Annotated in this window: 8 protein-coding genes and 3 pseudogenes; 5 read left to right on the forward strand and 6 right to left on the reverse strand. The window is 58.7% G+C overall.

Annotated features, from left to right (window positions below; all coding sequences use genetic code 11):
* Positions 1–130: 130 nt before the first annotated feature.
* Positions 131–4910, forward strand: a pseudogene (locus ACW4PC_RS13875) (NAD-glutamate dehydrogenase).
* Between the two features lie 31 nt (positions 4911–4941).
* Positions 4942–6342: an MFS transporter gene (locus tag ACW4PC_RS13880; RefSeq protein WP_455874176.1), complete on the forward strand. Its 1401-nt coding sequence runs from the start codon at positions 4942–4944 to the stop codon at positions 6340–6342.
* Positions 6343–6377: 35 nt separating this feature from the next.
* On the opposite strand, the pseudogene purH reads toward ACW4PC_RS13880, so the two are convergent.
* From purH to htpX, 4 genes and pseudogenes are all read right to left on the reverse strand, one after another.
* A pseudogene (purH, locus tag ACW4PC_RS13885) lies at positions 6378–7995 on the reverse strand (bifunctional phosphoribosylaminoimidazolecarboxamide formyltransferase/IMP cyclohydrolase).
* A 97-nt stretch (positions 7996–8092) separates the two neighbouring features.
* Positions 8093–9766, reverse strand: a complete 1674-nt coding sequence (locus ACW4PC_RS13890) for a heparinase II/III family protein (protein ID WP_455874177.1) — start codon at positions 9764–9766, stop codon at positions 8093–8095.
* Between the two features lie 112 nt (positions 9767–9878).
* Positions 9879–11264 (reverse strand): RsmB/NOP family class I SAM-dependent RNA methyltransferase, encoded by a 1386-nt coding sequence (locus ACW4PC_RS13895; RefSeq protein WP_455875009.1) that lies wholly within the window; start codon positions 11262–11264, stop codon positions 9879–9881.
* Complete coding sequence (gene htpX, locus ACW4PC_RS13900; protein ID WP_455874178.1) at positions 11255–12217, reverse strand: zinc metalloprotease HtpX; 963 nt, start codon at positions 12215–12217, stop codon at positions 11255–11257. Before htpX ends, ACW4PC_RS13895 begins: the two co-directional genes overlap by 10 nt.
* A gap of 107 nt (positions 12218–12324) precedes the next feature.
* On the opposite strand from htpX, the gene ACW4PC_RS13905 reads away from it, so the two are divergent.
* Entirely contained in the window at positions 12325–12549 is a 225-nt protein-coding gene (locus ACW4PC_RS13905; RefSeq protein ID WP_455874179.1) for a DUF1674 domain-containing protein, read from the forward strand.
* Between the two features lie 106 nt (positions 12550–12655).
* Complete coding sequence (locus ACW4PC_RS13910; protein ID WP_455874180.1) at positions 12656–12838, forward strand: hypothetical protein; 183 nt, start codon at positions 12656–12658, stop codon at positions 12836–12838.
* A 2-nt stretch (positions 12839–12840) separates the two neighbouring features.
* On the opposite strand, the gene acs is transcribed toward ACW4PC_RS13910, so the two are convergent.
* On the reverse strand, positions 12841–14796 hold the full coding sequence (gene acs / locus ACW4PC_RS13915) for an acetate--CoA ligase (RefSeq protein WP_455874181.1): 1956 nt from the start codon (positions 14794–14796) through the stop codon (positions 12841–12843).
* Positions 14797–15024: 228 nt separating this feature from the next.
* On the opposite strand from acs, the gene ACW4PC_RS13920 reads away from it, so the two are divergent.
* Positions 15025–15732, forward strand: coding sequence for a DUF1013 domain-containing protein (locus tag ACW4PC_RS13920; protein ID WP_022719513.1), 708 nt, complete (start codon positions 15025–15027; stop codon positions 15730–15732).
* A gap of 65 nt (positions 15733–15797) precedes the next feature.
* Here the strand turns inward: ACW4PC_RS13920 and ACW4PC_RS13925 are convergent.
* Positions 15798–17165: pseudogene (locus ACW4PC_RS13925) on the reverse strand (IS3 family transposase).
* Positions 17166–17227 lie beyond the last annotated feature (62 nt).

The raw sequence follows: 17227 nt of genomic DNA on the forward strand, positions 1-17227 counted from the left end.
TCCTCTGAAATTTTACTGAAACAAGGGCAAAAACGCACAAAAACTGCCAAGGTGGAGCCTCTTTTAGGGGTTTTTTCGATAATTCTTCTGCTAACTTGCGGCAAATCACACAAATTGGGGGAATGTCTCAATGGCTGCCAAAAACCATCCGCGACGGGAAAAGCTGATCGAAAGCGCAAAGAAGATCGCTGCTGCAGCCAAAGAGCCGCATCTCGATCCGGAAATCCTCTTCGGCCGGGCGAGTGGAGACGACCTCGATCGCTACACACCGGAGATGCTGGCGCTTTCGGCCGCTCATTCCGCTAAGGAGCTTGCTGGCTGGGACGGCAAGGTCCCGCGCGTTACGATCGAAACGGTGGCCGATGTCGAACCCAGTGGCGTTGCAGTCTCTGTCTTGACGGTTACCGATCAGAATAAGCCGTTCCTCTACGAGTTGGTTATGAGCGAGATCACAAGCACCTATCGCGATCTCTATATGGCGGTGCATCCGATCCTGGTGATGGAGCATGGCAAAACGCCGGTACTTTATTCAGCCGAGGAGCCGAGCGATCCGGTAAGACGTGTCAGCCATATCCAGATTTCACATTTCGCCGTTGACTACGGCGCAATCCGGCGATCTTCGAAAGCGCATCATGATCGTGCTGGAGCAGGTCCGCCAGGCTGTTTCCGACTGGAAGCCTATGCTTTCCAAGCTCGACACCGTGATTGCCGAATTGGGCAGCTACAGCGCCAGCCGCAAGAAGGCCGATCGGGACGAAGCACTGGCTTTCCTCACCTGGCTACGCGATGAAAACTTCACCTTCCTTGGCATGCGTGAATATGTCTATTCCAGCAAGGGGAGCGAAGCGAAGGTCGAGCGTGACAAAGGCGCTGGCCTCGGCATTCTTTCCGATCCGGATGTCTTGGTGCTGCGCACCGGCAAGGATGCCGTAACGACGACGCCGGAAATCCTCGCCTTTCTCGATGGTCCGGATTTCCTGATCGTCACCAAGGCGAATGTGAAATCGGTCGTCCATCGCCGCGCCTATATGGATTATGTCGGCGTCAAGCGATTCGACAAGGACGGCAACGTCACCGGTGAATTGCGCATCGTCGGCCTCTTTACCTCTACGGCCTATACGTCTTCGGCTTCGGAAATTCCGCTCATCCGTTCCAAAGTTGCCAAAGTGACAGATCATTTCGGCTTCGATCCCATGAGCCATTCCGGCCGAATGTTGTACAACACGCTGGAATCTTATCCACGCGACGATCTTTTCCAGATCGACACGACGCTGCTCGCGAATTTCGCGGAACAGATCAATGATCTTGTCGAGCGTCCGCGCGTCCGCGTTCTGCCGCGCATCGATCATTTCGACCGTTTTGTCTCGGTCATCGTCTATGTACCACGCGAGGAATACGATTCCATCGTTCGCGAAAAGATCGGCACCTATCTGAAGACCGTCTATGACGGCCGGGTGTCTGCCTATTACCCGGCCTTCCCGGAAGGGCGGGTTGCGCGCGTACACTTCATCATCGGCCGGTCCGGCGGCAAAACGCCGCGCATTCCGCAATCGAAGCTCGAGGAAGCGATCCGCGCCATCACCGCCCGCTGGGACGATCGCTTCGAAGCGCTGGCTGGGCCGAAGGCGCCGAAGATCGCCGTCAGCAATGCCTTCCAGGATTCCTTCACCGCTGAAGAAACGGTTGCCGATCTCCCGGACATCACCGATTGCGCCTCTGGCGAGCCGATACGCATCGAGTTCTATTATCGCAATGATGCGGAACGCGGCCGGGTCTTCTCGCTCAAGATTTTCCATGCTCGCGAGCAGCTTCCGCTCTCACGCCGCGTGCCGCTTCTCGAAAATCTCGGTTTCAACGTGCTGAGCGAGCGAACCTTCGACATCGAAGTTCCAACCGCAGACGGCACGGTCAACATCGTCGTACTGCACGATATGGAGCTTGAAGCCCGCAGTGGCGCCGAGATTGACCTCAGCCGTCATGGTGCGGCGCTGGAAGAGGCCTTCATTTCTGCTTTCGACGGCACGATCGACAATGACAGTTTCAACAGGCTGATCCTTTCAGCCGGGCTTTCCGCACGCGAGACGAATGTCCTGCGGGCCTATGCGCGTTATCTTCGTCAGGCAGGTATAGCCTATTCGCAAGACTACATCGCAACGACCCTCGACAAATACCCAGGGATCGCCGCTTCGATCTTCCGCCTCTTTTTCGATGCGCTCGATCCGCAGCTTAGCGAGAAGGCGCGCATGAAAAAGCTCGCCGACCTGCATCGGTCGATCGAGGCGGCGCTCGCCAATGTGCCGAGCCTCGACGATGACCGCATCCTGCGCCGATACATCAATGTCGTCGACGCGACGCTGCGGACCAACTACTTCCAGCGCAGTGCCGATGGCTCGCCGAAGGCGATGCTTGCCTTCAAGCTCGATCCGAATCTCGTCGATGGCCTGCCGGACCCAAAGCCTTTCCGGGAAATCTTTGTCTATGGCGTCGAGGTAGAGGGCGTGCACCTGCGTTTCGGCAAGGTTGCCCGCGGCGGCCTGCGCTGGTCGGATCGCGCCGAGGACTATCGCACGGAAGTCCTAGGCCTCGTAAAGGCGCAGCAGGTGAAGAACGCCGTTATCGTTCCAGTCGGCGCCAAGGGCGGTTTTTATCCGAAGAAACTGCCCGCTGGCGGCAGCCGCGATGAGATCTTCAATGCCGGCCGCGAAGCCTACAAGACCTATATCCGCACCCTGCTTTCGATCACCGACAACATTTCAGGCACCGAAATCGTGCCTCCGGCAGATACAGTACGGCTCGATGGCGACGATCCCTATTTCGTCGTCGCCGCCGATAAGGGAACGGCAACCTTCTCCGACACCGCCAACGCACTGGCGCAGGAAGCTGGTTTCTGGCTCGACGACGCCTTTGCGTCAGGCGGCTCGGCCGGCTACGACCACAAGAAAATGGGCATCACCGCGCGTGGCGCCTGGGAAACCGTAAAGCGTCATTTCCGCGAGATGGATATCGACATCCAGACGACACCGTTTACGGTGGCCGGTGTCGGCGACATGTCCGGCGACGTTTTCGGCAACGGCATGCTGCTTTCTCCGAAGATCAAGCTGGTTTCCGCTTTCGACCACCGTGACATCTTCATCGATCCCGATCCGGACATGGAAAAGACGCTCGTCGAACGGCAGCGACTTTTTAACCTGCCGCGTACAAGTTGGCAGGACTTCGACAAGTCGGTTCTTTCGAAAGGCGCGATGATCATTTCACGCGCGGCGAAATCCGTCACGCTGACCCCGGAAGCGGTTGCCGCGATCGGCATCGACAAAGCGGTGGCAACCCCCTTCGAGATCATCACAGCAATCCTGAAGAGCCCGGTAGATCTTCTGTGGTTCGGCGGCATCGGCACCTATGTGAAGGCGCAGACGGAAACCGATACGGAAGTGGGCGATCGTTCCAACGATCCGATCCGCATCACGGCTGATGAGGTGCGGGCGAAGGTGATCGGCGAGGGCGCCAACCTCGGCGTCACGCAAAAGGGCCGCATCACTTATGGCCTGAAGGCGGACGCGAGCAATTCCGACGCGATTGACAATTCAGCCGGCGTCAACACCTCGGACGTCGAGGTGAACATCAAGATCGCGCTCGCCAATGCGATGCATGACGGGCAGCTCACACGGGCAAAACGCGATCAGCTGCTGTCCTCGATGACGGACGAAGTCGCGACACTCGTGCTGCGCAACAACTATCTGCAATCGCTGGCGATTTCGCTGACCGAACGTAAGGGAACCGCTAACGGCCTTGAGCTCGCACGCTTCATGAGCGTGCTGGAAGGGGCCAAGCAGCTCAACCGGAAGGTGGAAACGCTTCCCGATGAGGCGACTCTTGCCGAGCGCTATGCTGCCGGCAAGCCGCTCACGCGGCCGGAAATCGGCGTGTTGCTCTCTTACGCCAAGATCGTGCTTTTCGATGCCATTGCCGCAAGCGACCTTCCCGATGATCCTTATTTTGCGTCGACCCTTTCAAACTACTTCCCGGCTAAGATGCAAAAAACCAATGCCTCCGACATCGCAACTCACCGGCTGAAACGCGAAATCATCGCGACGGTGCTTGCCAACGAGGCAATCAATCGTGGCGGCCCTGGCTTTGTGGTGAGCATGATGGATGCGACAGCGGCGTCAGCGCCGGAAGTCGTCCGTGCCGCGATCATCGCCCGCGATGGCTTCGACCTGACCAGGCTTTGGACCGAGACCGATGCGCTGGACGGCAATATTTCCGGACAGATGCAAAACCGTGTCTATGAAGAGATCGGCCATAGCTTCACCGTTTTGACTCGCTTGCTCCTGAAGACCGGCATGGCAAAAGGCGGTATAGCAGAAACCATTAGTCGGCTTCAGACTGCGTTGAAGAAACTGAAACCCTCCTTCGCCGCGCAGGCTCCCGCAGAGTTCGAGGCGCGTGCCATGGAGTATCGCGAAGCCGGGCTGCCAGAAAGATTGGCCGCCGTCATTGCGGGGCTGCCGGGCTTTGTTCTGGTGCCGGAGATCATGCAGATCGCCGAACGCACAGGCGAGGCGCTCGGACGTGCTGCGGAAAGCTATTTTGCGGTATCGCAGACCTTCCGCGTCGGAAGGCTGCTCGCAGCCGGCGCCCGCATTCTCACCTCGGATCACTACGAAAGCCTGGCCTTGGCGCGCAGCATCGACCAAATTGCCAGTGCCCGCCGCGATATCGTCATCTCGGCGCTGTCCGAGCATGGCAAGGAAAAGCTGCCGGTTCAGGCGTGGCACGGAGTCGATCGCATCAGGATCAACCGCATTGCCGAAGAGCTGTCAAACCTCAGCGACAGCGGCGATCCAACTCTTGCACGAATTACAGTGGCCGCAGGTCTTTTAACCGATCTTGCGCGCGACCGGGCGAGGTGACACAGTCCGCCGCGAATGCGGGAGTGTAGGCGTGAGTAGAATAGACTGGACCGGAACAGGAACGCCGGCGCCGCAGAAGGCGTCGGAAAAGGGCATCTGGAGCTGGATGCTTTTCGATTGGGCCGCGCAACCGTTTTTCACGGTCGTGACCACGTTCATTTTCGGACCCTACTTCGTCTCACGCCTGACGGACGATCCGGTTTCGGCACAAGCGATGTGGAGCAATACCGCGACGATCTCTTCGGTGATCATAGCCCTGCTCTCTCCGATCCTCGGCTCCATCGCCGATCAGTCCGGCGCCCGCAAACCGTGGATAGCCTTTTTCGCTATCATCAAGGTTGTCAGCCTCTTCGGCCTTTGGTTTGCCGCGCCGGGTTCGCCGCTTGTCTATCCGGTAATCTTGATGATCCTCGCCTCGATCGCCGCGGAATTCTCGATCGTCTTCAACGATTCCATGATGCCGCGCCTTGTGGGCAAGGATGAAGTCGGCAGGCTGTCCAATACGGCCTGGGGGCTTGGCTATCTCGGCGGCATGATCGTGCTCATCAGTGTTGTGACGCTTCTTGCGGGAAACCTGGAAACGGGAACGACGCTGTTGGGGCTCGACCCGTTGTTCGGGCTTGATCCTCATACCGGCGAGGACGCGCGCATTACAGGGCCGATTTCCGCGGTCTGGTATCTCATCTTCATCATTCCGATGTTCCTCTTCACGCCCGATGCGGCGAAGGGATTGCCGCTCGCTGCTGCCGTCCGGTCCGGCCTCAGGCAGGTCGCAAACACAATCAGCGAATTGAAGATCCGAAGAGGCATCCTGAAATTCCTGACTGCCCGCATGATCTATCAAGACGGGGTCAACGGGTTGCTGATCCTGGGTGGCGCCTTCGCCGCCGGCATGTTTGGCTGGGCGACGATCGAAATCGGACTTTATGGGATCATACTCAATGTCGTCGCGATTTTCGGCTGCGTCATCGCCGGGCGCGTTGATCACCGGATCGGATCAAAAGCAACGATCCTGATCAGCCTGACGCTGCTTTTGCTCGCCACCCTCGGGATCATTTCGACGGGGCCGGGTTATACGCTTTTCGGCCTGCTGCCGATGTCAACGGCGGACGCCGGAGGGCTTTTCGGCACGGCGGCGGAAAAAGCCTATATTCTTTACGGGCTGTTGATCGGCCTCGCCTTCGGTCCCGTCCAGGCTTCGTCGCGCTCTTATCTGGCGCGCAGCGTCAGCCCGCAGGAGGCAGGGCGCTATTTCGGCATTTATGCGCTATCCGGCCGCGCCACGAGCTTCATGGCAACGCTCTTCTTCTCGCTGATAACCTATGCCAGCGGATCAGCGCGTCTCGGCATGGCAACGCTGATCCTTTTCCTCGCAGGCGGACTGATCCTGCTGATCGCGACCCCTTATCCGGCGGACAGGAAGCAAGACTGAAATGAACCCCGGCTGAGCGCTAACGTTCTGTCCGCTCAATGGCGGAAATGGCGCATGCCGGTGAATACCATCGCGACGTCGTGATCGTTGGCAGCGTCGATCACCTCTTGGTCGCGCATCGAACCACCCGGCTGGATGACTGCCGTCGCACCCGCTGCAATCATCGACAGGAGACCGTCGGCGAACGGCAGGAAGGCTTCCGAAGCAACTGCGGAGCCGCGTGTCATCGGAGTAGGCAAACCCAGCGCCTTGGCGGCTTCCTCGGCTTTCAGGGCAGCGATACGGGCGGAATTGACACGGCTCATCTGGCCGGCGCCAATGCCGGCCGTCTGGCCATCTTTGGCGTAAACGACGGCATTCGATTTCACGTGCTTGCCGACCTTGAAGGCAAACTTCATGTCTTCCAGTTCCTGTTGCGTCGGCGCGCGCTTGGTCACGACCTTCAGCTCCAGATCTTCGATCATGCCGTTGTCACGGCTTTGGACCAGCAGGCCACCGGAGACTGTTTTCGCCGTCAGGCCAGCGACACGCGGATCGGGCAGATCGCCGGCAGAAAGCAGGCGGCAGATTCGGCTTCCTCGCAACGATCGCCTTGGCTTCTTCGGTTACATCCGGAGCGATGATCACTTCGGTGAAGAGCTTGATGATCTCTTCCGCGGTCTCCGCATCGAGCGTGCTGTTGAACGCAATGATGCCGCCGAACGCAGAAACGGAATCGCAGGCGAGCGCCCGTTTGTAGGCTTCGACAAGGCTTGGCCCCGTGGCAACGCCGCAAGGATTGGCGTGCTTGATGATGGCGCAGGCGGGTGCCTTTTCAGGCAGGAATTCCGCGACGAGTTCGTAGGCCGCATCGGTGTCGTTGATGTTGTTATAGGAGAGCTGCTTGCCCTGCAGCAGCATCGCCGTCGAAACACCCGGTCGCTTTTCACCGGTAACGTAGAAAGCCGCCTTCTGATGTGGATTTTCACCGTAGCGCATCTCTTCCTTCAGAACGCCGCCGATCACCCGATGGCGCGGCGTATCGATGGAAAGCGCTTCAGCGAACCAGTTGGAGATCATCGCGTCATAGGCAGCGGTGCGGGCATACGCCTTGGCTGCCATACGCTGGCGGAACGCGTAGTTCGTCTGGCCGGCATCGGCCGAAAGCTGTTCGAGCAGTTCCGGGTAATCTGCAGGATCGGTGAGGATCGTAACGTAAGCATGGTTCTTCGCCGAGGCACGGATCATTGCCGGACCACCGATATCGATATTCTCGACCGTCGTGGGGTAATCACCACCGGCGGCACGCACATCTTCGAATGGATAGAGATTTATGACGGCAAGATCGATACCTTCGATACCATGCGCCTTCATGGCTTCCTGATGCGCGCTATCATCTCGAATTGCCAGGAGACCGCCGTGGACCGTCGGATGCAGCGTCTTCACACGGCCGTCCATGATTTCCGGAAAACCGGTGACTTGGGAAACGTCGGTGACAGCCAAACCCGCGGCTGTGATGGCCTTGTGCGTCCCACCTGTCGAAAGCAGGCGGATGCCCTTTTCGGAAAGCACGCGGGCCAGCTCGACAATACCCGCCTTATCGGAGACGGAGAGTAGCGCGGTTTTGACCTTGACCTTATCAGGGGCGGGGATTTTCTTGGAAGTGACGGCCATGAACCTTCTCCGTTCGGGCTTCGGGAGACATCCGGCAAGGGACGTATAGGATAATGGCGCCGCGTTAGCACGAGCTATGCCGCTGCGCAAACGGCGACTAGCTCTTGCGGGACAAAAACCAGCGAATTTCCGGCTTCTCGGCAAAAACGAAGTCGATCTCGATCTGGTCAGAACCGCAGATGCCGGAGGCGTCAGCAAAAAAGATATCCTCAGTGATCAGAACTTCGTTCCCCGGCGACGAAAAGAGCCAACTTTCGCCATCCGGCGCTGTCAGCAACACGGACTCGCGATCATTCTGCTTCACATTTATGGCCGGATGGATATGGAAGCGCGCGGCAGCACGAAGAGGCTCGTCAATGACGCGCTCGCCTTGCGGCACCAGCCGATCACGGCCAGTGACGATGGAGCCTGCAGCATTCAGCGTCAGTTCGCGCTCATGGAGCATGCCGAAATTATTCAGATAGCCGTCGTGACTGACCTTGATGCCATCGCGTCCGTCGTCGGTTTCAGCGCGCTCGACGCTAACGGTCTTCACCGAATCCGTCATGACATAACCGAGAAATTCCGAGGCCGAGAAGCGGCTGGATGAGGTGTCGTTCAGTGTCACGGTCGAATGCGTCGCAGTCGTGCGCGCCATCTGCACATAGCGGCGGCCAGCGAATTTCGGTGATCCGGAGTTGACGATAAAGCGATGCCGACCCGACGACATTTCGAAGGAAAGGCAGCCCGCATGCGCCGTTCGCGATAGGGGGCCTGCTGCGGGAGGGCCGGTATCGGCGATCAAAATGGTATTTCCCGCCGCAAGACGTTGATAGCGCGAATGCGGCATTGCCTTGAACGGTGGGCCGGCCGTTTCGTCATAGCGCAGAACCGACATCAGCTCGTTGGCAAGCGTCGATGTCGCGCCGTTAAAGAGCGCGAGGTCTCCATTGTGGTGGCGGAAAAAGCGCAACGCCGGATACATGCGATCGATGCCTGAAATCAGCTTCTGCGGCAGATCGTGACCGAGATTCACATAGGTCTGCCGGAGCGGTAGGAGATCGAGAAGCAATTCTAGGCCTGTGCGTGGATTGCGGGAGATATGCCCGCCGTCGGGTAGAATCTGGCTATCGAATTCATTATCCAGCGCCTGGGCGGCCTTGCGCAGCACACCTTGTCGCGCTGGCATTGCAATCGAAGCCATGGCGAGGGCGATCCGCAGGCGGAAAAGAACTTCCCCCGCCGGCGCGAAAGCCGCCATACGCCGCAGGTAGCGAACCTGAAACGCCAGAGACTTCATAAAACGGCGGTAAAAGCCGCGATCAGCATTCTGCAGCACGACCGGCGAATGCGAGAGCCAGGCAATCACTCGCTGTGAAGTGACATCGATTTCCCAGGCAATGCCTTCCATGCGGCCAGCATGCAACGAGAGCCAGCTATCGACGATCGCCCGGGCAACCGCGGAAGCTAGGTCGCTTTTGTAGGCACGCATATGGCGAAGCCAGCCGAAGCCATGCAAACGGCTGGCAAAAGCGCGTGAGGGAAGCGTAAAGCCGAAGGGCGACTTGCCGTTCGTCTCCAGCAGGCGGCCTGCCAGAGCAAAGCGGCCATTCATGATCTCCTCGGCGATATGAGGATCGATGGCGCGAAGATCGGTCGGCGCAACGATAAGCCTCTCGGGCACTTGGATTGTATGGCGCAAAAGGCGAAGGCGCAGGGATGCGATGCGCCGCGACATGCGGCGCCAAGCCTCCCGAACATACAAACTCGAAAACCGCCGGCCGGACTGCATATTCTATTGTCTATTGACCCTCATGATTAAGAATAGGTGAATGAGGGCCGGTTTCAGCGGTAAGACTGCATTAATTGTGACAGAAACGAAATCTAGGGACGGTCCATGCCAATCAGGCAACACGCCGCAGCACTGCAGCGTAAAAACCGTCAAGACCTGAAGCGACCGTTGCGGGCATGCGCAGCATGGCGGGGGTCGTACGGAATTCGCCAAGCGGACTGATCGCCATTTCCAAACCGGGCCATCGAGCAGCGTCGATCCGGACGCGCTCGACATTCGGTGTATCCGCCAAGATGCGGCTGACGACATCCTCGCCTTCGACGGGATCCAGCGAGCAATTTGAAAAGACGAGAGTACCGCCAGGCTTCAGGAACGTCAGCGCATGGCGAAGCAGGCGTTCTTGCACGCCAGCAAGCTTTGCGATGTCCTCGGCCCCCTTCGTCCAGAGAACATCCGGATGACGGCGCGTCGTGCCCGTCGAGGAGCAGGGGGCGTCGAGCAGGATGGCATCAAACGGCTCGCCCGGCTGGTATTTCACAAGATCCGTCGCGAGCGTTTCAGCCTTGAGGGCGAGGCGATCGAGATTGGAGCGTAGGCGCTTCAATCGGCTTTCGGATTGGTCAATCGCAGTGACGCAACCCCCGGCGAGAATGAGTTGTGCGGTCTTGCCGCCGGGTGCGGCGCAAAGATCGACGACGCGTTTGCCAGACAGGTCGCCAAGGAGCTTGGCCGGAATGCTTGCCGCGGCGTCCTGCACCCACCATTCGCCTTGATCGAAACCGTCCAGGGAGGGGATAGTGCCATCAAAGGCTGCAAGACGCACACCACCGGTCGGCAGGACTTCCCCATTCAACCTTGCTGCCCAGCCTGCCGCATCCGACTTCACGGTGAGATCGATTGCCGCCGGCTCGAGCTGAGCTTCGGCGATCGCGGCGGCGGCCTCTTTCCCGTAAGCCTTTTCAAGACGGTCGATAAACCAAGCCGGCATCGGCGAAATCCTCGCGATGTCTTCGAGGACCTTCTCCTTCTCGCGGCCAAGACGTCGCAGGATCGCATTCACCAGTTTTGCGAAGCGGCGATTGCGAGGATCCTGATTTGCCTGCTCGACGGCAAGATCGACTGCCGAATGGTCGGGGACGTCGAGATAAAGGATCTGCGCCGCTCCAACCGCAAGCACATGATGAAGTGCGCGCGCGCCTTCCGGCAATGGCGAGTCTAATAGAGAAGCAATCGCCGCATCGATGCGAGGCAGGTGACGGAGCGCAGTGTTGAGAATAGCGCGAACCAATGCGCGATCGCTCTCCCCGAGTGCCTTATATGCGGGATTTCCGTGTTCATGATCCAATGCACCATCTAGCGGCAGTTTGCGGTCAATCACGGCAGCGAGAATCTTCGCTGCTGCCGCACGCGCCTCTAGGCCCGGCTTGACCGCGAGGCGTTTGGCAGGCGGTTTCATTTTGTTGAATGGCTTGTTTCTGCCGTCTGAATTCAAGACCAGGGCCCTTTTGGCGGTTGGGAACCACCGCGGCCAATACCCGTATTCGGAACCGAGCGCGATCTGCGCGACGGATTACCAGTGCGAACCGTCGCCGTCGAGCCATTCATACCGTTTCCTGCCATTTCCTGAAGGGCTGCAATACGGTTTTCCGTATTCGGGTGCGTCGAAAACAGATTGTCCATCCGTTCCCCGGAGAGGGGATTGATGATGAACATATGCGCCGTCGCAGGATTGCGCTCGGCATCATAATTCGGGATATGCGCCGCGCCACGGGCAATCTTGCCGAGCGCGGAAGCGAGCCAGAGCGGGTCGCCGCAGATTTCAGCGCCGCGACGGTCGGCAGAATATTCGCGCGTCCGGCTGATCGCCATCTGCACAAGCATGGCGGCGAGCGGCGCTACGATCATCGCCAGAAGCACGCCGACGAAACCGAGGGGGTTGTTGTTGTTCTCGCGATTGCCGCCGAAAAAGAAGGCGAAGTTACCGAGCATCGAGATTGCGCCGGCAAGCGTCGCCGTGATCGTCATCGTCAGCGTGTCGCGGTTCTGGATATGCGCCAGTTCATGCGCCATCACAGCCGCCACCTCTTCAGGCGAGAGCGCGCTGAGCAGCCCCGTCGAGGCCGCGACGGCGGCATTCTCCGGATTGCGGCCCGTGGCAAAGGCATTCGGCTGCGGATTGTCGTAAAGATAGACTTTCGGCATGGGCAGGCCGGCATTTCGCGCAAGATCGCGAACGATGCGGAAGAAATCCGGCGCGTTGCGCTCATCGACCTCCTGCGCCCGGTAGGCCGAAAGCACCATCCGGTCCGAATTCCAGTAAGAAAAGAAATTCATGCCCGCAGCGATCAGGAAGGCGATCATCATGCCGCCGCGGCCACCGATCAGGAATCCGACGAACATGAACAGGGCCGTCATGAAGGCAAGCAACATGGCAGTACGAACGAGGTTCATCGAGGTCTCCATCTCCCATCTGCGGCAATGGGTTTCAATCAAGCCGCCGGCGCACTATGATTTGGTTATTCGCCAGCCATTTTCAATATTTCCGGCGGGAGACGCAATTGCAGCCAGCGGACAACGACAATGTAGATAGCACTGTGGCAGAAGGAGCAGCACTCCCGCGCAAGGTTCTGTCACCCGCTGCCAAACGCGCGCTTGCCGAAGCCGAAGAACGACGTAGGAACCAGAAACCCCTGGAACTGCCACCGGAGATCGGTGGACGCGGAGGAGCCGAGCCAGCGCGCTTCGGCGATTACGAAATCAACGGCCGCGCGATCGATTTTTAAGTAACTATTCCTGTTCTTCGCCCCTTGAATTCCTCGCGATTCTCCTTCGCCGGGCTGGCGTCGACGCACGGCAAGAATTGACGGCGGGTTCACCGCGCATGCGGTTATGGAGGGCGACAAATATTTTGGCCGGATTGTCGCCAATGTGGTTCGTTCAGAGGGTTGGAACCCGGCCGAAGATGTGCTGTTGGAAGGCCATGCCCGCGAGTACGATGGCGCACGCAAGCTGCGCGCCGTCTGTGCCAGCACGACCGAAAAGCGGCTCCCGGGTTTCAGGGAGCCGCTCTGATTTCAGGCGGTTACCTTGTTTTGCCTGTTGGCGATGAGGTCATCGACGACCGCGGGATCGGCAAGCGTGGACGTATCTCCGAGCGCGCCGAAATCGTCCTCGGCAATCTTGCGCAGGATACGGCGCATGATCTTGCCGGAACGGGTCTTCGGCAAGCCGGGCGCAAACTGGATCTTGTCCGGAGATGCGATCGGGCCGATTTCCGTGCGAACATGCTTCACCAACTGTTGGCGCAACTCATCGGATCCTTCGTTGCCGGCCATCAGCGTGACGTAGCAATAGATGCCCTGTCCCTTGATCGAATGCGGGTAGCCAACGACCGCGGCTTCCGAAACCAGATTATGCGAGACGAGCGCGGACTCCACCTCGGCCGTGCCGAGGCGGTGGCCGGAGACGTTGAGCACATCGTCGACACGACCGGTGATCCAGTAGTAGCCGTCTTCATCGCGGCGGCAGCCGTCGCCGGTAAAATACTTGCCCTTGTAGGTGGAAAAGTAGGTCTGGATGAAGCGCTCATGGTCGCCATAGACCGTGCGCATCTGCCCGGGCCAGCTGTCGGTAATGCACAGGTTGCCGTCGGCAGTGCCTTCCAGCACCTTGCCGTCATTGTCGACCAGCTGCGGTTTCACACCGAAGAACGGGACGGTCGCTGAACCCGGCTTCAGGTCGATCGCACCAGGCAACGGCGTGATCAGGATGCCGCCGGTCTCTGTTTGCCACCAGGTATCGACGATCGGGCAACGGCCATCGCCGACGACATTGTAGTACCACTCCCAGGCTTCCGGGTTGATCGGCTCGCCGACCGTCCCGAGCAGGCGCAAGGACGAGCGGGACGAGCGGGTGACAAAATCGTCGCCGGCGCCCATCAACGAACGGATCGCTGTCGGAGCGGTATAGAAGATGTTGACCTTGTGCTTGTCGATGATCTCCCAGAAGCGGCCCTGGTCGGGAAAGTTCGGCACGCCTTCGAACATCAGCGTCGTCGCGCAATTCGCAAGCGGACCGTAGACGATGTAGGAATGGCCGGTCACCCAGCCGACATCGGCCGTGCACCAATAGATATCGCCATGGTGATAGTCGAAGACGTATTCATGCGTCATCGACGCATAGACAAGATATCCGCCCGTCGTGTGCAAGACGCCCTTCGGCTTACCGGTGGAGCCGGAGGTATAGAGGATGAACAGTGGATCCTCCGCTTTCATCTTCACAGGCGGGCACTCGGCTTTCACCGTCGCCGCTTCCTGGTGGTACCAAAGGTCGCGGCCGGGAGCCCAGCCCGTCTTGCCGCCGGTCCGGCGCACGACGAGGACCTTGCCGACCGTCACATGCTGGCGGGCCGCGATGTGGATCGCGGTATCGGCATTGTCCTTCAGCGGCACCGGCTTGCCGCCGCGAACGCCCTCGTCGCAGGTGATGATGAACGTCGAACCACAGTCGACGATACGGCCGGCAAGCGCTTCCGGCGAGAACCCGCCGAAGACGACAGAATGCACGGCGCCGATGCGGGCACAGGCGAGCATGGCATAGGCCGCTTCGGGTATCATCGGCATATAGATGGTGACGCGCTCACCCTTCTTGACACCATGCTTCTTCAACACGTTCGCCATGCGGCAGACATGCTCGTAGAGCTCGTTGTAGGTGATCTTCTTGTCGATATAGGGATTGTCGCCTTCGAAGATGATGGCGACCTGGTTGCCGTGCGTTTTCAGGTGGCGGTCGATGCAGTTGTAGGAAACGTTCGTCTGGCCGTCTTCGAACCACTTGATCGAGACCTTCCCGGTAAAGGACGTGTTCTTGACCTTCGTATAGGGCTTGAACCAGTCAATCCGCTTGCCGTGCTTACCCCAGAATTTGTCCGGGTTCTCGATGCTCTCCTCGTACCATTTCTCATACTTGGCCTTATCGATCAGGGCATGGCTCTTCACCAGTTTCGTAACCGGATGGATCTTTTCCGACATGTGGTTCCTCCTCAACACAGGCACCGGCTAACTGCGCAAGGCGATCACCGGAACTCGATTTAGGCATTCATAGCAGGTCAAAAGCACCCGGCAATTAGACAAAGGTCATTTCATTCCTGATCAATTGCAATTCTGCGTCACTCCAGTTATATAGCGCCATATTTCCCGGATATTATGGTGATATCCACGGACCGCGACACCGGCGCGGACGACAGAAGGACTATATCCATGGCTCAACAATTGCTCATGCCGAAGGCGACCGCCATCTGGCTCGTCGACAATACGGCGCTGTCTTTCGATCAGATCGCCCAGTTCTGCAAGCTGCATCCGCTCGAGGTGAAAGCAATTGCCGACGGCGAGGCAGCGCAGGGCATCAAGGGCCTGGACCCGATCTCGACCGGCCAGCTTTCACGCGATGAAATCGCCCGCGCCGAAGCAAACCCGAACCACAAGCTGAAACTCTCGGAGCCGAAGGTTCGCGTTCCCGAATCCAAGCGCCGTGGTCCGCGTTACACGCCTGTTTCCAAGCGCCAGGACCGTCCGAATGCCATTCTCTGGCTCGTTCGCAATCACCCGGAGCTGAAGGATGCTCAGATTTCACGCCTCGTCGGCACGACGAAATCGACGATCGAGCAGATTCGTGAACGCACGCATTGGAACTCGGCGAACCTGACGCCGATGGATCCGGTCACGCTCGGCCTCTGCAGCCAGATCGACCTCGATATGGAAGTGGAAAAGGCATCCAGGGGCCGGCCACTGCCGACCGCTGCCGAACTCGGCGCCACGCTGCAGTCCGCCCAGGAAACTGAGCGCATGAGCCCGAATTTCGAACGCGAAGAAGAGCGCGAAATCGACGCCGATGCCGTCTTTGCCAAGCTCAAGTCTCTGAAGTCTTCCTCCAAGGATAAGGATGAAGACGAAGACGATCGCTTCTGACCTGTTTGCATAAAGTGGAAAGACCCGCCGGATCGCTCTGAACTGACCCCATTAAGTTGGACGGTTTAAAGGCAAGGCAGATTTAAGGGCTGGGTTCTGTATTGTACAGGACTCAGCCCTTTGAGTTTCATTTTGATCCTGTCGTGATTGTAGTAGTTGATATAGTCGGTGATGGCGGACTGCAGGCTTTGAATGCTGGCGAATTTGGTCGGGTAGAACAGCTCTGATTTCAGCACCGCGAAGAAGCTTTCCATTGCCGCGTTGTCGAGGCAGTTGCCTTTGCGTGACATGCTTTGCATGACGTCGTGTTTTTCAAGCGTGCGCTGATAGGCGGTCATCTGATAGTGCCATCCCTGATCGGAATGCAGGATCGGCTTTTCGCCGCCCCCCAGCCGGTCCAGCGCCTTGCTGAGCATGGTTTCCACGAGTTTGAAGACGGGACGGCGGGCTGTCTCGAAGGCGATGATCTCGCCATTGAAAAGGTCCATGACCGGTGAGAGATAGAGCTTTTCGCCCGCAACGTTGAACTCGGTCACATCCGTCACCCATTTCTGGTTTGCATCCTCAGCCGTGAACTTGCGCTGGATGAGATCGGGAGCGGTGCGGCCGGTAGCGCCCTTGTAGGACCGATACTTCTTCGGCCGCACCAGCGATTTCAAACCCATTTGCCCCATCAGCCGCTGAACTGTCTTGTGATTGACGCGCCGTCCCAGTCGGCAGATGGCAGCCGTGATGCGGCGATAGCCATAGCGCCCCTTGTGAAGGGCGAAGATGGCTTTGATGCTGTCTTTGAGCGCGGCATGGCGGTCGGCCAGCGATGCTGCCGTTTGCTGGTAGTAGAACGTGCTGCGGGCCAGGCCTGCCAATTGCAGAAGACCGGCAAACGAATCGGAGCGGCCTTAACGCGTGAACGGCTTGCGCTTTTTGAGCCGCTGTTGTTCCTGCGTTAAGGCCTCCAGTTTTTTTAGGAAAGCGTTCTCCATGCGCAGATAGGCCAGTTCCGAAAGCAACTCCTCGCGGCTCTTCGTGTCATCGCTCGCCAAGGCTTGCGGTTCATCGGTGGTAGGCGGTTTGGGCATCAATCGGGGCCTTCCTCTGCACCGCGGGGCCAACGCCTCTATCCCGCCGCGCTCGTAACACGTCTCCCAATCGACAAGGCTACTCTTGTTGCGGATGTTGAAAATCGCAGCCGCCTGCCGATAGGAAAGCCCATCGTCCCACATCCGCTGCAATACCGAAAGCTTGAAAGACGCGTCAAAGGAGCCGTATTTCTTTACCAACCCTGACACGCCATGCGCCGCATGAGCCGCAGCCCATTTGCGCACCGTCGAATGATCAACGTCAAACCGAGCCGCTACTGCGCGTGCCCCTTCCGTGCCGCTCTCATAAGCGGCGATGACGGACTGCTTGAACGCTAAGCTGTACTTGGACATGCAAAACCCCCGAAGGTAGGTGTCCAACTTTCGGGGGTCAGTTCACTCCGGCGGGTCTTTTG

This window comes from Rhizobium yanglingense, from assembly GCF_977109285.1.

What these genes read in the sequence shown, in the direction of transcription:
- htpX (WP_455874178.1), bottom strand. Translation starts at nt 12,217, where the DNA reads ATGAACCTCGTTCGTACTGCCATGTTGCTTGCCTTCATGACGGCCCTG.
- ACW4PC_RS13890 (WP_455874177.1), bottom strand. Translation starts at nt 9,766, where the DNA reads ATGCAGTCCGGCCGGCGGTTTTCGAGTTTGTATGTTCGGGAGGCTTGG.
- ACW4PC_RS13920 (WP_022719513.1), top strand. Translation starts at nt 15,025, where the DNA reads ATGGCTCAACAATTGCTCATGCCGAAGGCGACCGCCATCTGGCTCGTC.
- ACW4PC_RS13910 (WP_455874180.1), top strand. Translation starts at nt 12,656, where the DNA reads ATGGAGGGCGACAAATATTTTGGCCGGATTGTCGCCAATGTGGTTCGT.
- acs (WP_455874181.1), bottom strand. Translation starts at nt 14,796, where the DNA reads ATGTCGGAAAAGATCCATCCGGTTACGAAACTGGTGAAGAGCCATGCC.